The organism is Lacticaseibacillus rhamnosus (genome assembly GCF_900636965.1).
GTDB classification, from domain to species: Bacteria; Bacillota; Bacilli; order Lactobacillales; family Lactobacillaceae; genus Lacticaseibacillus; species Lacticaseibacillus rhamnosus.
In genome coordinates this window covers 1,821,720-1,838,616 of record NZ_LR134331.1, presented here as the reverse complement: position 1 = coordinate 1,838,616, position 16,897 = coordinate 1,821,720, and the positions used below count along the sequence as shown (strand labels likewise).

At 46.9% G+C, this 16,897-nt stretch carries 15 protein-coding genes; 10 read left to right on the top strand and 5 right to left on the bottom strand.

Annotated elements, in window-relative coordinates; translation table 11 throughout:
• Window position 1 precedes the first annotated feature (1 nt).
• The 3 genes from EL173_RS09365 to spxB all read left to right on the top strand — a co-directional run bounded on the left by EL173_RS09365 (window position 2) and on the right by spxB (window position 4,805).
• Window positions 2-1,246 carry a hydroxymethylglutaryl-CoA reductase, degradative gene (locus tag EL173_RS09365; RefSeq protein ID WP_005689881.1) on the top strand — a complete coding sequence of 415 codons (1,245 nt, stop codon included), beginning with the start codon at window positions 2-4 and terminating at the stop codon, window positions 1,244-1,246.
• A gap of 19 nt (window positions 1,247-1,265) precedes the next feature.
• Window positions 1,266-2,438 carry a hydroxymethylglutaryl-CoA synthase gene (locus EL173_RS09360; RefSeq protein ID WP_005689879.1) on the top strand — a complete coding sequence of 391 codons (1,173 nt, stop codon included), beginning with the start codon at window positions 1,266-1,268 and terminating at the stop codon, window positions 2,436-2,438.
• A 612-nt stretch (window positions 2,439-3,050) separates the two neighbouring features.
• Window positions 3,051-4,805, top strand: a complete 1,755-nt coding sequence (gene spxB / locus EL173_RS09350; protein WP_014571406.1) for a pyruvate oxidase — start codon at window positions 3,051-3,053, stop codon at window positions 4,803-4,805.
• Between the two features lie 61 nt (window positions 4,806-4,866).
• Here the strand turns inward: spxB and EL173_RS09345 are convergent, their stop codons facing one another.
• Both EL173_RS09345 and rlmD read right to left on the bottom strand, forming a co-directional pair.
• On the bottom strand, window positions 4,867-5,346 hold the full coding sequence (locus tag EL173_RS09345; RefSeq protein ID WP_019728578.1) for a nucleoside 2-deoxyribosyltransferase: 480 nt from the start codon (window positions 5,344-5,346) through the stop codon (window positions 4,867-4,869).
• Between the two features lie 110 nt (window positions 5,347-5,456).
• A complete protein-coding gene (rlmD, locus tag EL173_RS09340; protein ID WP_005689872.1) occupies window positions 5,457-6,824 on the bottom strand; it encodes a 23S rRNA (uracil(1939)-C(5))-methyltransferase RlmD in 1,368 nt (455 codons plus the stop codon).
• 77 nt (window positions 6,825-6,901) lie between these two features.
• Between rlmD and EL173_RS09335 the strand changes: the two genes are divergently transcribed.
• Window positions 6,902-7,282: a hypothetical protein gene (locus tag EL173_RS09335; RefSeq protein ID WP_005685411.1), complete on the top strand. Its 381-nt coding sequence runs from the start codon at window positions 6,902-6,904 to the stop codon at window positions 7,280-7,282.
• A 6-nt stretch (window positions 7,283-7,288) separates the two neighbouring features.
• Here the strand turns inward: EL173_RS09335 and EL173_RS09330 are convergent, their stop codons facing one another.
• Window positions 7,289-8,809 (bottom strand): helix-turn-helix domain-containing protein, encoded by a 1,521-nt coding sequence (locus EL173_RS09330; RefSeq protein ID WP_014571405.1) that lies wholly within the window; start codon window positions 8,807-8,809, stop codon window positions 7,289-7,291.
• Between the two features lie 71 nt (window positions 8,810-8,880).
• On the opposite strand from EL173_RS09330, the gene recX reads away from it, so the two are divergent.
• The 3 genes from recX (at window position 8,881) to EL173_RS09315 (ending at window position 11,234) form a co-directional block, all read left to right on the top strand.
• Window positions 8,881-9,678: a recombination regulator RecX gene (gene recX / locus EL173_RS09325; RefSeq protein WP_005689870.1), complete on the top strand. Its 798-nt coding sequence runs from the start codon at window positions 8,881-8,883 to the stop codon at window positions 9,676-9,678.
• 477 nt (window positions 9,679-10,155) lie between these two features.
• Window positions 10,156-10,692 (top strand): nucleoside tri-diphosphate phosphatase, encoded by a 537-nt coding sequence (gene ntdP / locus EL173_RS09320; RefSeq protein ID WP_015764536.1) that lies wholly within the window; start codon window positions 10,156-10,158, stop codon window positions 10,690-10,692.
• Between the two features lie 23 nt (window positions 10,693-10,715).
• Window positions 10,716-11,234 (top strand): hypothetical protein, encoded by a 519-nt coding sequence (locus EL173_RS09315; RefSeq protein ID WP_005689868.1) that lies wholly within the window; start codon window positions 10,716-10,718, stop codon window positions 11,232-11,234.
• Window positions 11,235-11,341: 107 nt separating this feature from the next.
• Here the strand turns inward: EL173_RS09315 and EL173_RS09310 are convergent, their stop codons facing one another.
• Window positions 11,342-11,776, bottom strand: coding sequence for a GNAT family N-acetyltransferase (locus EL173_RS09310; RefSeq protein ID WP_005714043.1), 435 nt, complete (start codon window positions 11,774-11,776; stop codon window positions 11,342-11,344).
• A 76-nt stretch (window positions 11,777-11,852) separates the two neighbouring features.
• Here EL173_RS09310 and EL173_RS09305 point away from each other — a divergent pair, with 76 nt between their 5' ends.
• The 3 genes from EL173_RS09305 (at window position 11,853) to EL173_RS09295 (ending at window position 16,094) form a co-directional block, all read left to right on the top strand.
• Complete coding sequence (locus EL173_RS09305; protein ID WP_005685419.1) at window positions 11,853-13,031, top strand: AI-2E family transporter; 1,179 nt, start codon at window positions 11,853-11,855, stop codon at window positions 13,029-13,031.
• Window positions 13,032-13,105: 74 nt separating this feature from the next.
• Entirely contained in the window at window positions 13,106-14,452 is a 1,347-nt protein-coding gene (locus tag EL173_RS09300) for a hemolysin family protein (RefSeq protein WP_019728515.1), read from the top strand.
• Window positions 14,453-14,519: 67 nt separating this feature from the next.
• Complete coding sequence (locus EL173_RS09295) at window positions 14,520-16,094, top strand: peptide chain release factor 3 (protein WP_005689866.1); 1,575 nt, start codon at window positions 14,520-14,522, stop codon at window positions 16,092-16,094.
• A gap of 166 nt (window positions 16,095-16,260) precedes the next feature.
• Here the strand turns inward: EL173_RS09295 and EL173_RS09290 are convergent, their stop codons facing one another.
• On the bottom strand, window positions 16,261-16,554 hold the full coding sequence (locus EL173_RS09290) for a DUF1827 family protein (protein WP_005685422.1): 294 nt from the start codon (window positions 16,552-16,554) through the stop codon (window positions 16,261-16,263).
• Window positions 16,555-16,897: the final 343 nt, after the last annotated feature.

Below are 16,897 nucleotides of genomic sequence, written 5' to 3'. Positions count from 1 at the left end.
AATGAAGTTTTATGAGCAAACGCCCGAAGCTAGGCGGCACCAACTTGTGCAAGAAGGGTCATTAACCAGTACAGATGCCGCTTTATTGGCTGCGGCACGCACGCTTCCTGATGCTACTGCGACTCGGTTGATTGAAAATGCAATTGGTGAATTTTCCTTACCGATGGGCATTGCGCGAAATTTAATGGTCAATGGCCAGCAACATCAAGTACCGATTGTTAATGAGGAACCCTCTGTTGTTGCTGCGGCCAGCAATGGTGCGCGAATGGTAGCGGAAAACGGCGGCGTTTTAGCGCATGTGGGTACCCATGAAGTGGTGGCAGAAGTGGTCTTAACTGATTTAGCAGATTTGAATACGGCTAGACAGATCCTTTTGGCCCATCAAGCAACGATCGCAGCTGTGGCCAATGCCGCCCATCCCTCAATGGTGCAGCGTGGCGGAGGCTTCCGCAACCTGACCGTGACAATCTTGGCCAACCGGTTTTTAAAACTTCGCCTGACGCTTAATCCTAAAGCGGCGATGGGCGCCAATTATGCGAATACGGTTGCCGAAGCTGTGGCAGATGCAGTGACAACCTGGGTGGATGGAACGGTTTTGGCCAGCATTTTAACTAACGCACCGAGCGAGTTAGTCACAGCAACTGTGAAATTGACACCGGCGACACTTGCCACAAAAACACTGTCAGGGGATGAAATTGCCCATAAAATTGTGCAGCTGAGCGATTTGGCATTTGTCGATCCAGAGCGCGCGGTGACGCATAACAAAGGCATTCTTAACGGTGTTATTGGGGCGGTCTTGGCGACGGGAAATGACACGCGCGCGGTTGCGGCCAGTGTTGGGGCGTTTGCCGCTGCGACTGGTCAGTATCAACCGTTATCACGTTGGTTGATGCGCGATGGCAAACTTGAAGGCTATCTGCAAATGCCATTGCCGCTGGGTGCTGTCGGAGGCGCGATCGGTGCATTACCATTAGCCCAGGCGGCCCGCCGTCTTGGAGGTTATCGCGACTTAGCCACCATGCAGCAGGTAATTGCCGCATTAGGATTAGTGCAGAATTTAGCGGCTTTGCGCGCATTAGCCGGCCCCGGCATTCAGTCAGGCCATATGAAACTGCAGGCCAATGCACTGGCGATTGCTGCCGGAGCTCAGGATCAGGAAGTACCTGCTCTAGTCGCCGCCTTACGCGCAGGTGAAATGGATCTGGCACATGCCAAAATGTATTTAGCAACGATTCGATCAAAATAGAAAGCAGGCCATTGAAATTATGAAAATCGGAATTGATGCCATCGAAATGGATACCCCGGACTTTTACGTCGATCTCGTAAAACTTGCCAAGGTTCGCGGTGATGATCCGAATAAATATACGATCGGCATCGGCCAAGACGAGCAGGCGGTTCCGCCATCTAGTCAAGACATTGTGACATTGGGAGCCAATGCCGCCGCAAAAGTATTGACGCCAGCATCACGTGCCAGTTTAGGCATGATTCTGGTTGGAACCGAAAGCGGGGTTGATGCTAGTAAATCCGCCGCCTTATTCATTCATGATCTTTTGGCACTGCCTGAATGGGTGCGGGCGGTTGAACTGAAAGAAGCTTGTTATGGCGGGACCGCTGCGCTTATGATGGCTCGTGATTATGTTGCGAGTCATCCTGATAAAAGTGTGCTCGTTATTGCGGCAGATATTGCGCGTTATGGATTAGCAACGGCCGGTGAAGTGACGCAAGGGGCCGGCGCAGTGGCGATGATTGTCAAAGCTGATCCGTGTCTGCTGACAATTGAACCGGATTCGGTTTATCGATCGGCATCAATCAACGACTTTTGGCGACCGGTTTACCAAGATACGGCGCTTGCTCAAGGAAAATACTCAACCGAACAATATCTCGCCTTCTTCAAGACAGTCTGGGAACGTTATCAGGCCGACCATCATTTAAGTGCACATGATTTCGCGGCAATGACATTCCATCTGCCATATACCAAAATGGGTAAAAAAGCATTGGATCTAGTGTTGCCAACCACCGATGACGCGAGTGCCCAGCGATTGAAAAACCGTTTTGAAGCCAGCACGCGTTATTGTCGGCGAATTGGCAATATTTACACTGGTTCGCTTTATCTGGGGTTGTTGTCGTTGCTGGATCATGATACGACGCTACAAGCCGGGGATCGGATCGGACTGTTTTCGTATGGTTCCGGTGCCGTCGCAGAGTTCTTCAGCGGCATTTTGCAACCACAATTTAAGGAACAACTACACGCCGCCGAACATGCCCAGCAACTAACTAAACGCCAAGAACTGCCTGTACCGGAATACGAAGCGGTCTTTAGCGATAAAGTCCCGTATGATGCCGATGACTATCGCCCTGATCCGGCATACTATCGTGGTCAGTTTATTTTGACCGGTGTCATTGGCCAGGAGCGGCACTACGAAAAACACCAATCGTGATGAACCGGGTGTAAAAGTTAAGGTAGTTTTGTCTGGTCAGAATTAATAAGCGCCAATTTTTTAGTTGATAATTATTTTCGGTCGGCGCCATGTAAAAGAGTCATAGAAAGCGAATGGACTTTTCCGATTAAATGGAATCGTTCATTCGTTTTTTGTGTGAGCGCGAGCCGGCGCGGTTAGGGATCGGAGTGTAAGCGGCCTCGAACGTGATGGCCGGGCTTTGGCCATTGCGTTCGGGGTCCTTACACGCAGATCCCTGCGCTGGGGAGCGCGTTATGAAGAAGCGCGAGCCGGCGCGGAACGCGTTAAAGCGAGTGATAACAATTAGAATCCGCCGTTATTTGAAATGGATAAAAATGGCCACGGAAATATTTAAGTCAAAATACAGTCTGCTAACAAACTATCTGGAACGAACAGGCTCTGTATCAGTCAGTTTGATTGACTGTTATTACCTTGGCGTGGGTATAATGACAATGACTAAAACGCTTTCCTTACTTTTAGCCGTGACTTGATCTCGAATCGAGTGAAAGGGTTTGCATTGTTATTGATTAATTGTTATACTCATAATCGTAAAGAACTTACAAAATGTAAGTAATAATGGAGGCAAGTGTCATGACAGAAAAAATCAATGCTGCAGACGCAATGATCAAGGTGTTAGAAGACTGGGGAATTCATAATATTTATGGATTGCCGGGCGGATCGTTTGATAGCACCATGAACGCGCTTTACAATCGCCGCCACACCATTAATTACGTGCAGGTTCGCCATGAAGAAGTGGGCGCATTGGCTGCGGCTGGCGAAGCAAAGGTAACGGGACGCATTGGGGCCACGTTTGGGTCAGCAGGTCCTGGTGCCGTTCATCTGTTAAACGGTTTATATGATGCGCAATACGATCATGTACCGGTATTAGCATTGGTAGGCCAGGTGCCGACTGCAGCCATGAATACCAACTATTTTCAGGAAATGAATGAAAACCCGATGTTCGCCGATGTATCGGTTTATAATCGGACTGCCATGACGGCTGCACAATTGCCGCACGTTGTCGATGAAGCCATCCGCCAAGCTTATAAGTATCAAGGCGTTGCTGTTGTGACCATTCCTAAGGATCTCGGTTGGCAGGAAATCGATGATAATTATGTTTCATCGGCTAATCTTTATCAAAAGCCGTTATTGCCTGAACCGGATCCGGAGCAAGTGGCAACCGCTTGGAGCATTTTAAAGGATGCCAAAAAGCCGATCCTATACGTTGGTAATGGTGCGCGTGGAGCTCGCGATGAAATCATTGCATTTTCCGAAAAAACGCATATCCCGATCATCACAACCGCACTGGCAAAAGGCATTGTGCCAGATGATTATAAGGCCAACATGGGATCTGCCGGTCGGGTTGCATCAAAGCCGGGGGTTGAAGTAGCCCGCGGCGCCGATACGGTTTTGTTCCTTGGCTCTGACTTCCCATTCCAGCCTTACTTTATCGCGCCAAATGCTAAGTATATTCAAGTCGATATTGATGCTAGCAAGTTTGGGCGGCGGCACACAGTTGATCTGGCGGTTTTAGCCGATGCCAAGAAATTCATCAAGGCATTGACCGAAAAGGCTGATGCCGTACCGGAAACTGCTTGGTATCGCGCTGCGGTTGCTAACAAGGCAAACTGGGCTGAGTGGATGACGTCATTTGAAGACGATCCGCAGACCCCATTGCGCGTTGAGCCGATCTTCAAACTTATCAACGAGATGGCCGACAAAGATGCGGTTTTCCAGGTGGACGTCGGTAACGTAACGATTAATGGCATGCGTTATTTGAAGGCCAACGATAATCAAATCTTTACGACTTCCGGCTGGTACGCAACGATGGGCTATGCTGTACCTGCTGCAATTGGCGCCCAAGCTGAATTCCCGGATCGGCAAGTGTGGTCAATTTCAGGTGACGGCGGGTTTGCGATGGTCATGCAGGATATTATGACTCAAGTGAAGTATCACATGCCGATTATCAACATTGTTTTGACCAATGAAAGTTTAGGCTTTATTGAAGCGGAACAAGACGATACCCGTCAGCCGCATTCAGGGGTTGATCTTATTGATGCTGATTATGGCAAGGCAGCTGAAGCGATGGGCGCACAAGGGTTTGAAGTTCATAATTTGGACGAACTCAAGGCGGCATTCGCCAAGGCCAAGGATCGTAAAGGCCCAGTTGTCATTGACGTGAAGATTTCCGATTTACGGCCAATTCCGGTTGAACAACTGGTTTTGGATAAGCAAACGCAGGATCCAGAAGCCGTTGACGCATTCGTTAAGAAGTATCATGCCGAAACCTTGATTCCTTTCCGACAGTTACTCGAGGATGCTGAAAAGACAACTGCAAATGTTTAATTGAATTAATTCAAAAAGCTTCCGCACCCCTAGTCAGTGAAGGGGACGGAAGCTTTTTTGATTATGCCGATGCGCGGGCTTGGATGGCTGCAATCAAGGCCGCTTCATCGGTGAAAATGGCACCGTTGAGCTTAATCAAGCCGGTCGTGTATAAGTTGAGATAATGAAATTGGTTTTCTGCCACTTCTTGCAAGGCGGCGAGCTTCTTGTGATTAGTAGCGCCCAGACGCCGACTGTCTGTATAGAGCCCCAGGATCGGAATATGTCGTGCATATGCCACACCAACTTCAGTCGCGACGCCATTGTCGATGACGGGTCCATCCAAAATGGCAATCATTAAATCAGCTGCCTCTAACCGCTGTGTGTCAGCTTCAGCAATCATCTTGGAGTCTGCGTACGCTTCTTTATTGTTGATGGCCGCATTTTCTTGAGGGACGTACAAATCGACTTTGGGAATGGCGGTGCGGATCTGGGCCGCTAGTTTGGCATTATAGTCAAAATCGGCGTGGCTAAACAGCGCATTGGCAAAATAAATTTTCATTGGAAAAGGACCTCACTTAGGATGATTGGAAAATGGCGATGATTCGTACAAACGTCAAGTTAAACCAGAACTGGGTATATAATCCCGAGTCAGGTGACAAGTGACTCAGATTAACGTCTGGTGAATTTGACAACAGCTTCACACCGCGCTGTTTGCGGAAACATGTCGATGCTTTGAATCCAGTCGACTTGGTAATGCTTGGCCAGCGGCACCAAATCCCGCGCCAACGTGGACGGATTACACGAGATGTAGGCAAACTTTTGCGGGTTAAGTTGCAATAGCGCATCAATAAATGGCCGTTCGAGTCCGGAGCGTGGTGGATCGACAATGACAGCATTGGGATGAATGCCTTCCTTGAGCCACTTAGGGAATAAGGTTTCTGCTTTACCGACAAAATAATGAGTGTTGTTAAAGCCGTTATTTTTGGCATTATCTTTAGCATCGGCAATTGCTTCAGGAATCGTATCCATACCGTAAATCGACTGGTGACGGTTAGCTAGGCTCATCCCCACCGTACCAATACCACAATAAGCATCAATCAGCGTGTCATCCGGCGCAAGTTGCAAGGCGTCTTTGGCAATGGCATAAAGCTGTTCGGTCTGTTTAGGGTTTAGTTGTAAAAAGGCTTGCGGTGAGAGCTGGAAAGTACGCCCGGACAAGGTTTCCTGAATATATGGCTGACCAGCCAGCAAACGACTTTCTTTTCCCCAAATCAGCGAGGTGCTACTAGGATTGATGTTTTGGGCGATGCTGACAACCATGGGCAGTTGGGCGGCAATAGCGGTGATCAATTGAGCTTGCTTTGGTAACTTGGCACTGTTGGTAATAAAGGTGACTTGAACTTGCCCAGTTGAAAAGGACTCGCGAACGACTAACGTTTTAACAATGCCGGCGTGCTTTTTCTCGTTATAAATGGGTATTTGAAGGTCTTCGAGTAGTTGACATAAAGTCTTCACCACCTTCATGGTCAGCGGTGCCTGGGTTAAAAAGTGCGTTAAAGGGATGAGACGGTGGGATCCAGGTGCGTATAAACCGGCGCGAACATGCCCATCAATTTCGCGAACCGGGAACTGGGCTTTGTTGCGATAGTGCGTTGGGTGCGTCATTCCGATAGTTGGTTTTAAATCATAATGTTGCCAGCCAAGCGGTTTGAATTTGGCCAGAGCTTGGGCGACAACATCGCGTTTGAATCGCAACTGCGCAGGGTAGGCAAGGTGGTTCAACTCAACGCCGCCGATTTGCCCAAAAAGCGGTTCCGTTGGGGTGACCCGATCCGGTGAGGCTGATCGAATTTTGTGTGTCTTTGCTTCAAGATAACGATCGTGAATGGCTGTGACTTCGGCGACGACCACTTCGCCGGGAAGTGCACCGGTAACGAAGGTGATCTTGCGTTGATAGTATCCGATTCCGGCGCCATTAATATCCAGACGCTTGATCGTTAAAGGAAAACGTTGACCGATTTTAACCTTGGTTGCCATGAAATACTCCTTTACGCTGACAAATGGTGACGATACCCGAGTGATTCTAGTATAATGAAGATTCGGGAGGATTGACTGTGAAAATTAATTATTCGAATAGTATGAGCAAAAAAATGACGGCGACTGTGTGGCAAAATGAAACCGCGCACATCATGCATGTTGGTGAAACACTGGATTTGAAAGTTCAACGTGGTGATAAAATCACATATAAAGTAGGCCGCTTGAATACGGTGCACACGATTGATTATCAAAGCCCGGACGCCAAGTTTGAAATTCAGGTTAACCGCAGTTTGCAAAATGCCTATTTTGTGGTGATGTTTCTGATGGTTGTCTTTTTATGGTTTACGCGCACCAGTAATTTGAACAATACGCTACTGATTACCGCTGTCATCCTTGGACTAGCCGGTTATGAAGCGCTGGTTTATTTTGTGGGGTATACGGCTAAACCGTTGCATTGAGGTAATTTAGGAGCGAGCGGTTGATCGATGCTGGCGTTGTAATTGTTTGAGTCGCTGATAAAGGTGAAAATAATCCAAATCAGTCGGTTCCGGCATCCAGGTGATCAAGGGTGTCGTGGGATCAAACGGGTGGCCCAAACGCGGGATCACCCTTTTTGGTTTGGTAATACTGGTAATGATCAAGTCGGGTTTGACCGCTTCAACTGGCGGAACAACCCGAATAAAACCCAAATCGTTCAAAAAGTCCAATAAGTCGCGCTTGGCAAATGAGTCATGTTCAATCAAAACGTTGACAATCATTTGCATATCATGGTTGAGTTCAGGATAGTTATCGCTGACCAGTAAATAGAGCCCGCTAATAAATTGATCGGGGAAATCTGCAAATACTGACTCTGGCATTGACTTGGGAATTTGCTTTAGATAACGCTGAATAGCAGTTGCCAACGTGCTGCTATCGGCTTCGTCATACAACGATTGCGCAAAATCAAGACGCTGACTAAAGCGGCCATTAAGGACATATTCATTAAAGCTGAGCCGATACAGATTTGCAATCATCACTTGGCTTTCAGCGATGGGCTGGCGGTCGGTTTTTTTAAGCTGATCATTTAAATGGTCAACCAATCCGGTCACAAACCGATTGACGAGATTGTCGGTTTCTCCAAAATGAGTGAGCAATTGGCGGTCGATTTTCTGTGGCTGGCGGGTGACCGTCATAAAATAAAGCCGCATAAAATAATAAAACTGCTTTTCGGCCTTCAGCTGCGAGTCAGATAAGTTCGGAAATTGTTCTGATGTAAAAATCAGATCAGGCAGGTCCTCATGTCCGGAAAATAGCAATTGCATTCGGCGATTAGGTAATAAGGGATGACCTTGTTTAATCCGCATAAGTTGAATGGCAAGCACAACCAGCGCTTCTTTTGACATTGGTTCAACGGGCATTAGTAAAAAGTCCGGATCAGTTTGATTGATGACGGTCAGCAAAGTTTTGGCTTGCTTTTCTTCTTCAGCCGAAAAAGGCCAACCAGCTCCACGATAAGCGAGCATAAAAAAAGTAAACATTGCCAGACGAATATGAAGTTCATCGCCTTCGATCGCCCAAGTCGTACTGTTAAGGTTAACGCCATTATCAGCTAGATAATCACGAAATGGCGTGATGCGTCGTCTTAAGGTGGAGACGCTGGTTTGATGTACCTCTTTAAATGTGTGAAAATCAGGGTGCGGGTTTTTAAACACATCATCAAAGAAGACAAACGGCAGACTTTCTTTAAGTAACGCAAACCGATATTGATTAATCGTGACATTGCCTAAAAATTGCGCAAAATTAGCCTCGTCGATTGTTTCGGCGGGGATCATTTGATTTAACTGAACCAAAACGGTCTGGAATGCCGTGTAGGTCTGAGAATACGATAACCCAGTGGCGCGGCTTAGTGCATTGATCGATAAGGTTGTTTGTGGCAAGGTCTTCATTGCCCGAAATAGCTGGTAGTTGATAAGACTATGACGGTCAAAGAAACTGGCTTCAAACATAACTAACCTCCATATATTTATGAAAAGTATAACATAACTGACAGTATGATTAGAGAGGCGGTCAAAGTAACATGGCACAAATCACCAAGATAACGGCACAAAAACGGCGTGGTCGGTACAATATTTTTTTGGACGGCCAATATGCGTTTCCAGTCAGTGAAACAACGCTGGTGACTTACCACCTAGCCAAGGAAATGACGCTCACGGAAGATATGATCGCGCAGATTAAAGTCAGTGAAGTCGTCGCAATGGGCTTGGAGATTGGGCTGAATTATATCACGCATCAAAGTCGAACCCGTCAAGAAGTTCGGGAACGGTTGGAGAAAGAACAACTGCCAGAAGATGTGATCGGACAAATTTTAACCCGTTTGACGGAGCTGGGTTTTTTGGATGATGTCGACTATGTGAAACGCTATCTGGAGGCCGATCTCAAAATGGGTGACACCGGTCCGCGGGTCGTTCAATACAAGCTTCGCCAAAAAGGCATTGCTACGGAGCTGTTAGCCGATCAGCTGGCAGGCATCGAATCAGATGAGTGGACGGCAGTTGCCGTTCGCGCCGGGCAAAAGAACTTAAGGCATCATCAAAACCGCGCGTACAAAGATCAATTGCAGCGGCTGCGCGTGAACCTGATGCAAAAGGGATTTGATGAGGTGACCATCCAGGCAGCCATCGCAAAACTCGATCCGCAGCCAGACCCGGAAGCCGAGTTGGCCATGCTAAAGACAGAGGCGGAGAAACAGTGGCGCTTAAAGCAACGCTATGATGAGCGCACCCGTAAGCAGAAGGTTAAGACGGCGTTGTTCCGGAAGGGGTTTGATTTGGCCGCGATTGATGATGTATTAAGTGAGCTGGTGGATGAATCGTAAAACGGCTGAGGCGAAAGGCTGCTGTTGGGGAGGAGGCCAGCTTCTGATCCAAACGGTACTCACCGCCCTCCATTCAGACATGTTTTGCTGTTAGTCTAAAGTTTTTTGCGCATGTGGCCTCAGACAAGGGAGCATCAGTTTACACGATTCTGAGTCACCTTGTTCAATATTAGGATAGAAAGCAAGAGCTGGCGGAGCGGTGGCGGGCTCAGTGGTGAAATTGGTCTTAAGCGGAGTGGGCTTCTCCGCTTTAGACCAAGGCCGAGCTTCGAAACCGCGGTCTTTGCGGGTTCGAAGTCGTGCCCACCACGTTCCAGCCCAGCCACCGCGGAGCCAGCTCGGAGTATCGGAAATCACATAATGAGAGTAGAACCGAGGAAAAGTTGACACTTACCGCCGTCCGACTTACTTACGCGCTGTCGTATTTTCATGAGGTTTGTTATAATGAAACACGGAATTTTAGAAAGCGGGTTAAGTATGCGAATCCCTAAAGAAGGCGAATCGTTCGCCATTCAGAGTTATAAACATGATGGCAGTTTGCATCGTACCTGGCGTGATACGATGGTTCTTAAAACCAGTGAAGATGCCTTAATCGGCTGTAACGATCATACATTGGTGACCGAATCAGATGGCCGCCGGTGGTTAACGCGAGAACCGGCGATTATTTTCTTTCATAAACATTATTGGTTCAATGTCATTGCCATGATTCGTGAAGGCGGCGTTTCTTACTATTGTAATCTGGCCACCCCGTTTACGATGGATCAGGAAGCATTGAAGTATATTGATTATGATCTGGATGTGAAGGTTTTTGCTGATGGTGAAAAACGCCTTTTAGATGTCGATGAGTATGAAGCGCATCGGAAATTGTGGCATTATCCTGCAACAACGGATCGAATCTTAAAGGCAAACGTCAAAGTGCTTGTCGATTGGATTAATCACGGTAAAGGACCATTTTCGCAGGCATACGTGGATTTATGGTATCGGCGGTATATTCAGCTTGCACATCGGATTTAGTCCACTAGGTTTTGGAGGGCAACATGAAAGAGATTCCACAACAGCCAGCACAATTGTTGGCAGGGCACGCATATACAACCGAAGATAGCGACCAACTGGGGACGTTTGCACCGGCGTGGGCGGATTTTGAACACCAGTTTGGTTTTAAAACACTGGATCAGTTGACTAAAACACCTAATCGAACAGCTTTGGTTGTTTTTTCGCCGTACAATACCTTTATTTATTGGGTTGGCAGTTTGTTACCGGTTGACGTCAAAGTGCCCCAAAATTATGAGTGTTTTAAACTGCCAGCCGCAACTGCCGGGCAGGTGAAGCAGTCTGCCGATCGCGTGCTCATGAAAGAATTGCCGTTAGCGACCAGCTTTAATCAAGGGTTACACGTTATTGAACAAGCAGGATACCCGCTTCCGGAGCGGCTTGGGCAAACGGATCATCCTTACTATCTGGAAAGTTATCGCTTGAACGGTGGTAAGGTTGCCGAGGTGGCTTATCGCCTGTACATCAATCCGCATCAGCTAACCGGGGTTGATGAATATGAATAAAAAAACAAGCACGAACTAAGCGGCTTGTCAGGGTGTGCTTCTAAGAAAATCAAATTAGAAGCGTATTTTTTTCACATTCGGATGGTTTAATCAAATCATACACAAGGTTACGTAAGCTGTAATTGCATTTCGCGATGACGGATTCCGGCGTCTAGAAATTCAGGCTGGTCGGTTAGCTGAAAGCCCAATGTTTTATAAAAACCGATTGCCTGCAGTTGTGCTCCGAGCTTCAGGAACGCAACGTTTTGCTCGCGGGCATAGGCAATAATTGCATTTAAAACCATTTTTCCAAGCCCGTGTTTGCGGTAGGCCTTTTCGACGGCAACACGCTGGACGTGATAACCGGTTCCTTCTGGTAAAATCCGTGCTGTTGCGACCGGTAAGCCAGCATCGTAGACGACAAAATAAGTGGCTTTGCCTTCATCCGCGTCCACTTCCAGATTTGCCGGAACGTGTTGTTCTTCCACAAATACATGGGTTCTTATCTGTACGCTGTCGTGATGAACCTGAGAGTCTAAGTCTGTTGTTGATTTTACTTCCAATACGTCAGCCTTCTTTCCGTTTTGATAAATTGTTTGCTATTATAACACTAGTGAGAAGACGTTGGGGAGGTCGATTATGTTCGATAAGTTACGCCATTCAAAATTAATGTTCTGGTCAGTCGAATTGTTAGTCTTAATTTTTGTCGTGATCGGCTTAACGCAGGTTTCTTTTTTATTTGCACCGGTCGCGACTTTCTTTTCAACGTTACTGATCCCGATCATTTCGGCGGGATTCTTGTTTTACCTGTTTAACCCGATTGTGAAGTTATTACAGCGATTGCATATCAGCCGCAATGTTTCGATTTTACTGATTTTCTTAGTTGTCATTGGTGCGATTGTTTTGATTGTCATGGCGGTGTTACCGAACCTGATCTATCAGATAACCCAATTCGTGACGAATATCCCCGACTTCTTAAAAGGTGTCCGCACATTTATCAGCAAAGCATCGCATTATACTTGGTATCAGCGGTTAAACATCGGTAAATATGTTGCGAGTTTGCAGATTTCCCCAAGTAAACTGCTGAGTCAGGTACTTGGCGGTTTTTCAAGTGGCCTGCCTGGGGTGATTGGCTCGTTGGCAAGTACCGTTATCAGTATTATTACGATTCCGGTGATGCTCTTTTATTTTCTCAAAGATGGCGAAAATTTCGTTCCAAGTATTCAGCGCTTGCTGCCGCGGCGTTATCATGCTGAAGTGGCTACTGTCTTTACCCGACTTAACGCGACCTTATCGCATTACATTGGCGGGCAGGCGATTGAATGTTTGTTCGTTGGTACGTTCACCTTTATCGGCTACTTGATTATCGGCATGCCGTATGCGTATCTGCTTGGTTTTATTGCCGGTGTTGTTACCATTATTCCTTATTTAGGCCCCTACATCGGGATTGCGCCGGCTTTGATTATTGCTGCTACTGAAGGATGGACTAAAATGTTGCTCGTGGTCTTGGTTGTCGTCATTATTCAGATGACGGATGGCAATTTTATTTATCCTAATGTCATTGGCCGCTCGCTTGATATTCATCCGTTGACCATCATTATTTTACTGATGGTAGCGGGGAATCTGTGGGGCTTGCTGGGCACCATTCTTGCCGTGCCGACTTACGCTGTCATTAAGACGGTCATTACTTATTTATATGAGCTGTATCGTTTTCACCAGGAGCATAAGAATGACGAGGATTTTGATGAGGACCATGAATTGTCACTTGAAGCCCCGACGCACGCTGACAAGCCTGATTCAGAATTGAAAAAGAAATAAGGTCTTGCTATACTAAAGTGATCGAACTACGGGGATGAGTCCCCGTTTTTTTTACGAAAGGTTGTGGATTCGAAATGGGCAGTGACCCGGACGGCCAGATATGGGGACAGTTAATCCTCATTGTGCTGTTAACATTAATCAATGCAGGATTTGCAGCCGCAGAAATTGCGGTTGTCTCAAGTTCACGTGCTCGAATGCAGGCACAGGCTGATAAAGGTGATCGCAAAGCCGCCAAGCTAGTTGTCATCATGAAGGATTCAAGTCATTTTCTGGCTACCATTCAAGTCGGAATCACCTTTGCCGGTTTCTTTGCCTCGGCTTCAGCGGCGACGACATTAGCCGATAAGGTCGCTCCGATTTTTGGGTCCTGGTCGTTTGCACACGAAGCGGCAGTGATTTTAGTGACGTTGATTTTGTCGTATTTCTCGCTTGTTTTCGGGGAACTTTATCCTAAGCAGGTGGCGCTTCAGATGACGGAACGGGTTGCCAAGATCAGCGTCACCCCGATTAGTTGGCTGGCAACGTTAATGCGCCCGTTTGTCTGGCTATTATCCGCCTCGACTAAATTGCTGATGAAGCTGACCCCCATGGAGTTTAGTCATGAAGGCGAGTCCGTTACCCGAGAAGAAATGGTTGCCATGATTGAAAATGGTCGCAATGCCGGCGCAATTGAACCGGACGAGTACCAAATGTTTGAAGGTATCATCTCGTTGTCTGATACGATGGCGCGTGAAGTCATGGTGCCGCGTACGGATGCGTTTATGATTGATGCCAAGGAACCGGATCAAAGCGCTATTGATGCAATTTTGAATAACATTTATTCGCGAATTCCAGTTTATGAAGAAGACAAAGATCACGTTATTGGGATCGTTCATATTAAAAATCTGCTTAAGGAAGCCCGGCGTGTTGGCTTTGACCAGGTTAAGATCGAATCGGTGATGATTGAGCCGGTGTTTGTCCCGGAGACGATCCCCGTTGACGTGTTGTTGACTGAAATGCAAACCAAGCAACAACAGATGGCCATTCTTTTGGATGAGTATGGCGGGGTCGTTGGCATTGTCACGATTGAAGACTTGTTGGAAGAAATTGTCGGCGATATTGATGATGAATCCGACCAGGCTGAAAAGCTATACACGAAACAAACCGACCACGACTTCATTGTTTCGGGACGGATGCCGATTTCGGAATTTAATGAGCTGTTTAAAACTAACTTAGATGCACCGGATGTTGACACGATTGCCGGTTATGTGCTCACTCAACTTGGGGCCATTCCTTCGACCCATCATAGTGAAAAGCTCGAACTGGCTCCGGGGGTGCGGCTTGCCACTGGTAAAGTCGAAGGTTCTCGGCTGGTCAATGTGCATATTCATTTAAGTGAGACGCCGCCTTTAGAAGTTGTTTCCAAGGAGGCGGATAGTTAGCGATGCCAGCACTGAGAGTTAAAAGTATGTTGGCAGTCGTAGTGTTATTTTTGGAAGGAAACAGATTATGAAACCACAAGAACGAGCACAAGAAGTAGCAAAACGGCGAACGTTTGCGATTATCTCACATCCGGATGCCGGGAAAACCACCATTACGGAACAGCTGTTGTTATTTGGCGGTGTCATCCGCCAAGCCGGTACCGTTAAAGGACGGAAATCCGGTCATTTTGCCAAATCTGACTGGATGGAAATTGAAAAGAAACGTGGGATTTCCGTCACCAGTTCCGTCATGCAGTTTAATTATCAAGGTAAGCGCATCAATATTTTGGATACGCCGGGGCATGAGGATTTCTCTGAAGATACGTATCGAACGCTGATGGCAGTTGACGCGGCAGTGATGGTGATTGATTCTGCTAAAGGGATTGAAGCACAAACGAAAAAACTGTTTAAGGTTGTCAAACAGCGCGGCATTCCAATTTTTACCTTCATGAACAAGCTGGATCGTGATGGCCGCGAACCTTTGGACTTAATTGCCGAGCTAGAAGACTTGCTCGGAATCGAAGGGTATGCGATGAACTGGCCGATCGGTATGGGTAAAGGGTTAAAAGGATTATATGATCGCGTCAATAATCGGATTGAATTGTACCGACAGGAAGGTGCCGATCGCTTTTTGCCGCTTAACGACAGAGGCGAACTGGATGCCAGCGAGCCTTTGACCCAAGATTCGATTTATACGCAGACGCTGGATGATATTGAGTTGCTCAACGATGCCGGCAATCAGTTTAATCTCAAGAAGATCATGGCTGGCGATCAAACACCTGTCTTCTTTGGTTCCGCGTTAACCAATTTCGGTGTCGAAACCTTTTTAAATAGCTTTGTTAAGTACGCGCCTGAGCCAGGGCCAAAGAAAACTGCTCAAGGTGGCGAAATCAAACCGACTGATCCGGAATTCTCGGCATTTGTTTTTAAGATTCAGGCGAACATGAACCCGGCTCATCGCGATCGCATTGCATTCGTGCGGATTGTCTCTGGTGAATTTGACCGGGGGATGGACGTTATCTTGCATCGCACAGGTAAAACTATGCGGCTAAATAATTCGACTGAGTTTATGGCCGACAGCCGCGAAACGGTTTCTACAGCGGTAGCAGGGGACATTGTTGGTTTGTATGATACCGGTAATTTTCAAATTGGCGACACCATTTACCAAGGGAAAACGCCGATTCAGTTTGAGAAGTTGCCGCAGTTTACGCCGGAACTGTTTATGCGTGTAACCCCGAAGAATGTGATGAAACAAAAGTCGTTCCACAAAGGTATGCAACAACTGGTTCAAGAAGGTGCTGTCCAATTGTATAAGACTTATCACACCAATGAATACATTTTGGGGGCTGTCGGCCAGTTGCAATTTGAAGTTTTCCAATTTCGGATGCTGCATGAATATCATTCTGAAGTGGTCATGACGCCAATTGGCTCCCGCATTGCTCGCTGGATTGACCCTGAGCAAATGGACGAAAAGATGAGTAGTTCCCGTAACCTGCTTGTTGAAGACGTTCACGGCGATCCGCTATTCTTATTTGAAAATCAATATGCAGAGCGCTGGTTTGCTGACAAGTATCCGGATGTCAAGTTAACGGCGAAACTATAATCAAAAGCAGGCATCAAAAAAGCGGCCATTTACGGTCGCTTTTTTGATGCCTGTGCTTCCGGACTGACCGGCCAACAGGACTTGGAGTACTAGTAAGTGAAAATCTTATCGGTATGAGGATCAACAGCCGACCTCACCTAAAAAGTTATCTGATAATGACAGCGGCTTATTCTGCCTGGCGCTCAAGCTTGGGAACCGTGACCTCTGCTAGGTGGTGTCCCATAATTGGCGTTACATCACCGATTGATTTCTTTAGCAAGCGATCTAACGTGAAGGCAATTTCTTCACGCTGGATGTTGCGGCGTTCATTGGTGAATAATAGCTCAATATGCGAAGGGGCCTCTGTATAAACAACTGTGGTTTGACCGAGTGAAAAGACTTTGACGAGTCGGGCATCGGTACCGCTCAGCTGCTGGTTTACCAAATTTCTGAAGCTGTTGGTTACGTTAATTAATCGCATGGTCATGCCCTCCATTTCTCTCCCTACTGGTTTTATTATAAAACAGTTTAAGAAAAAATAATATTATTGACATCGTGATGACTGGACGGAATGGATACAACTACGCTCGTTGAGGTCCACTAACTTTAGCTTTCTAGGCGTATATTCAGTAAGCAAAAGCGCTGATCGCTGCTGCACTGACAAGAAAAGAGCGTGAACTTTTTATTTTGATAGTTGATCCTGGAAGCTGCGGAATAAAAAAACCGGTTCAAGCAATTTATGCTTGAACCGATTTAGTGCGAGCCTCATTTACGACCACGATAACCAATTGGTCGCACTGAGAACGTTTCAATCTTCAACAATC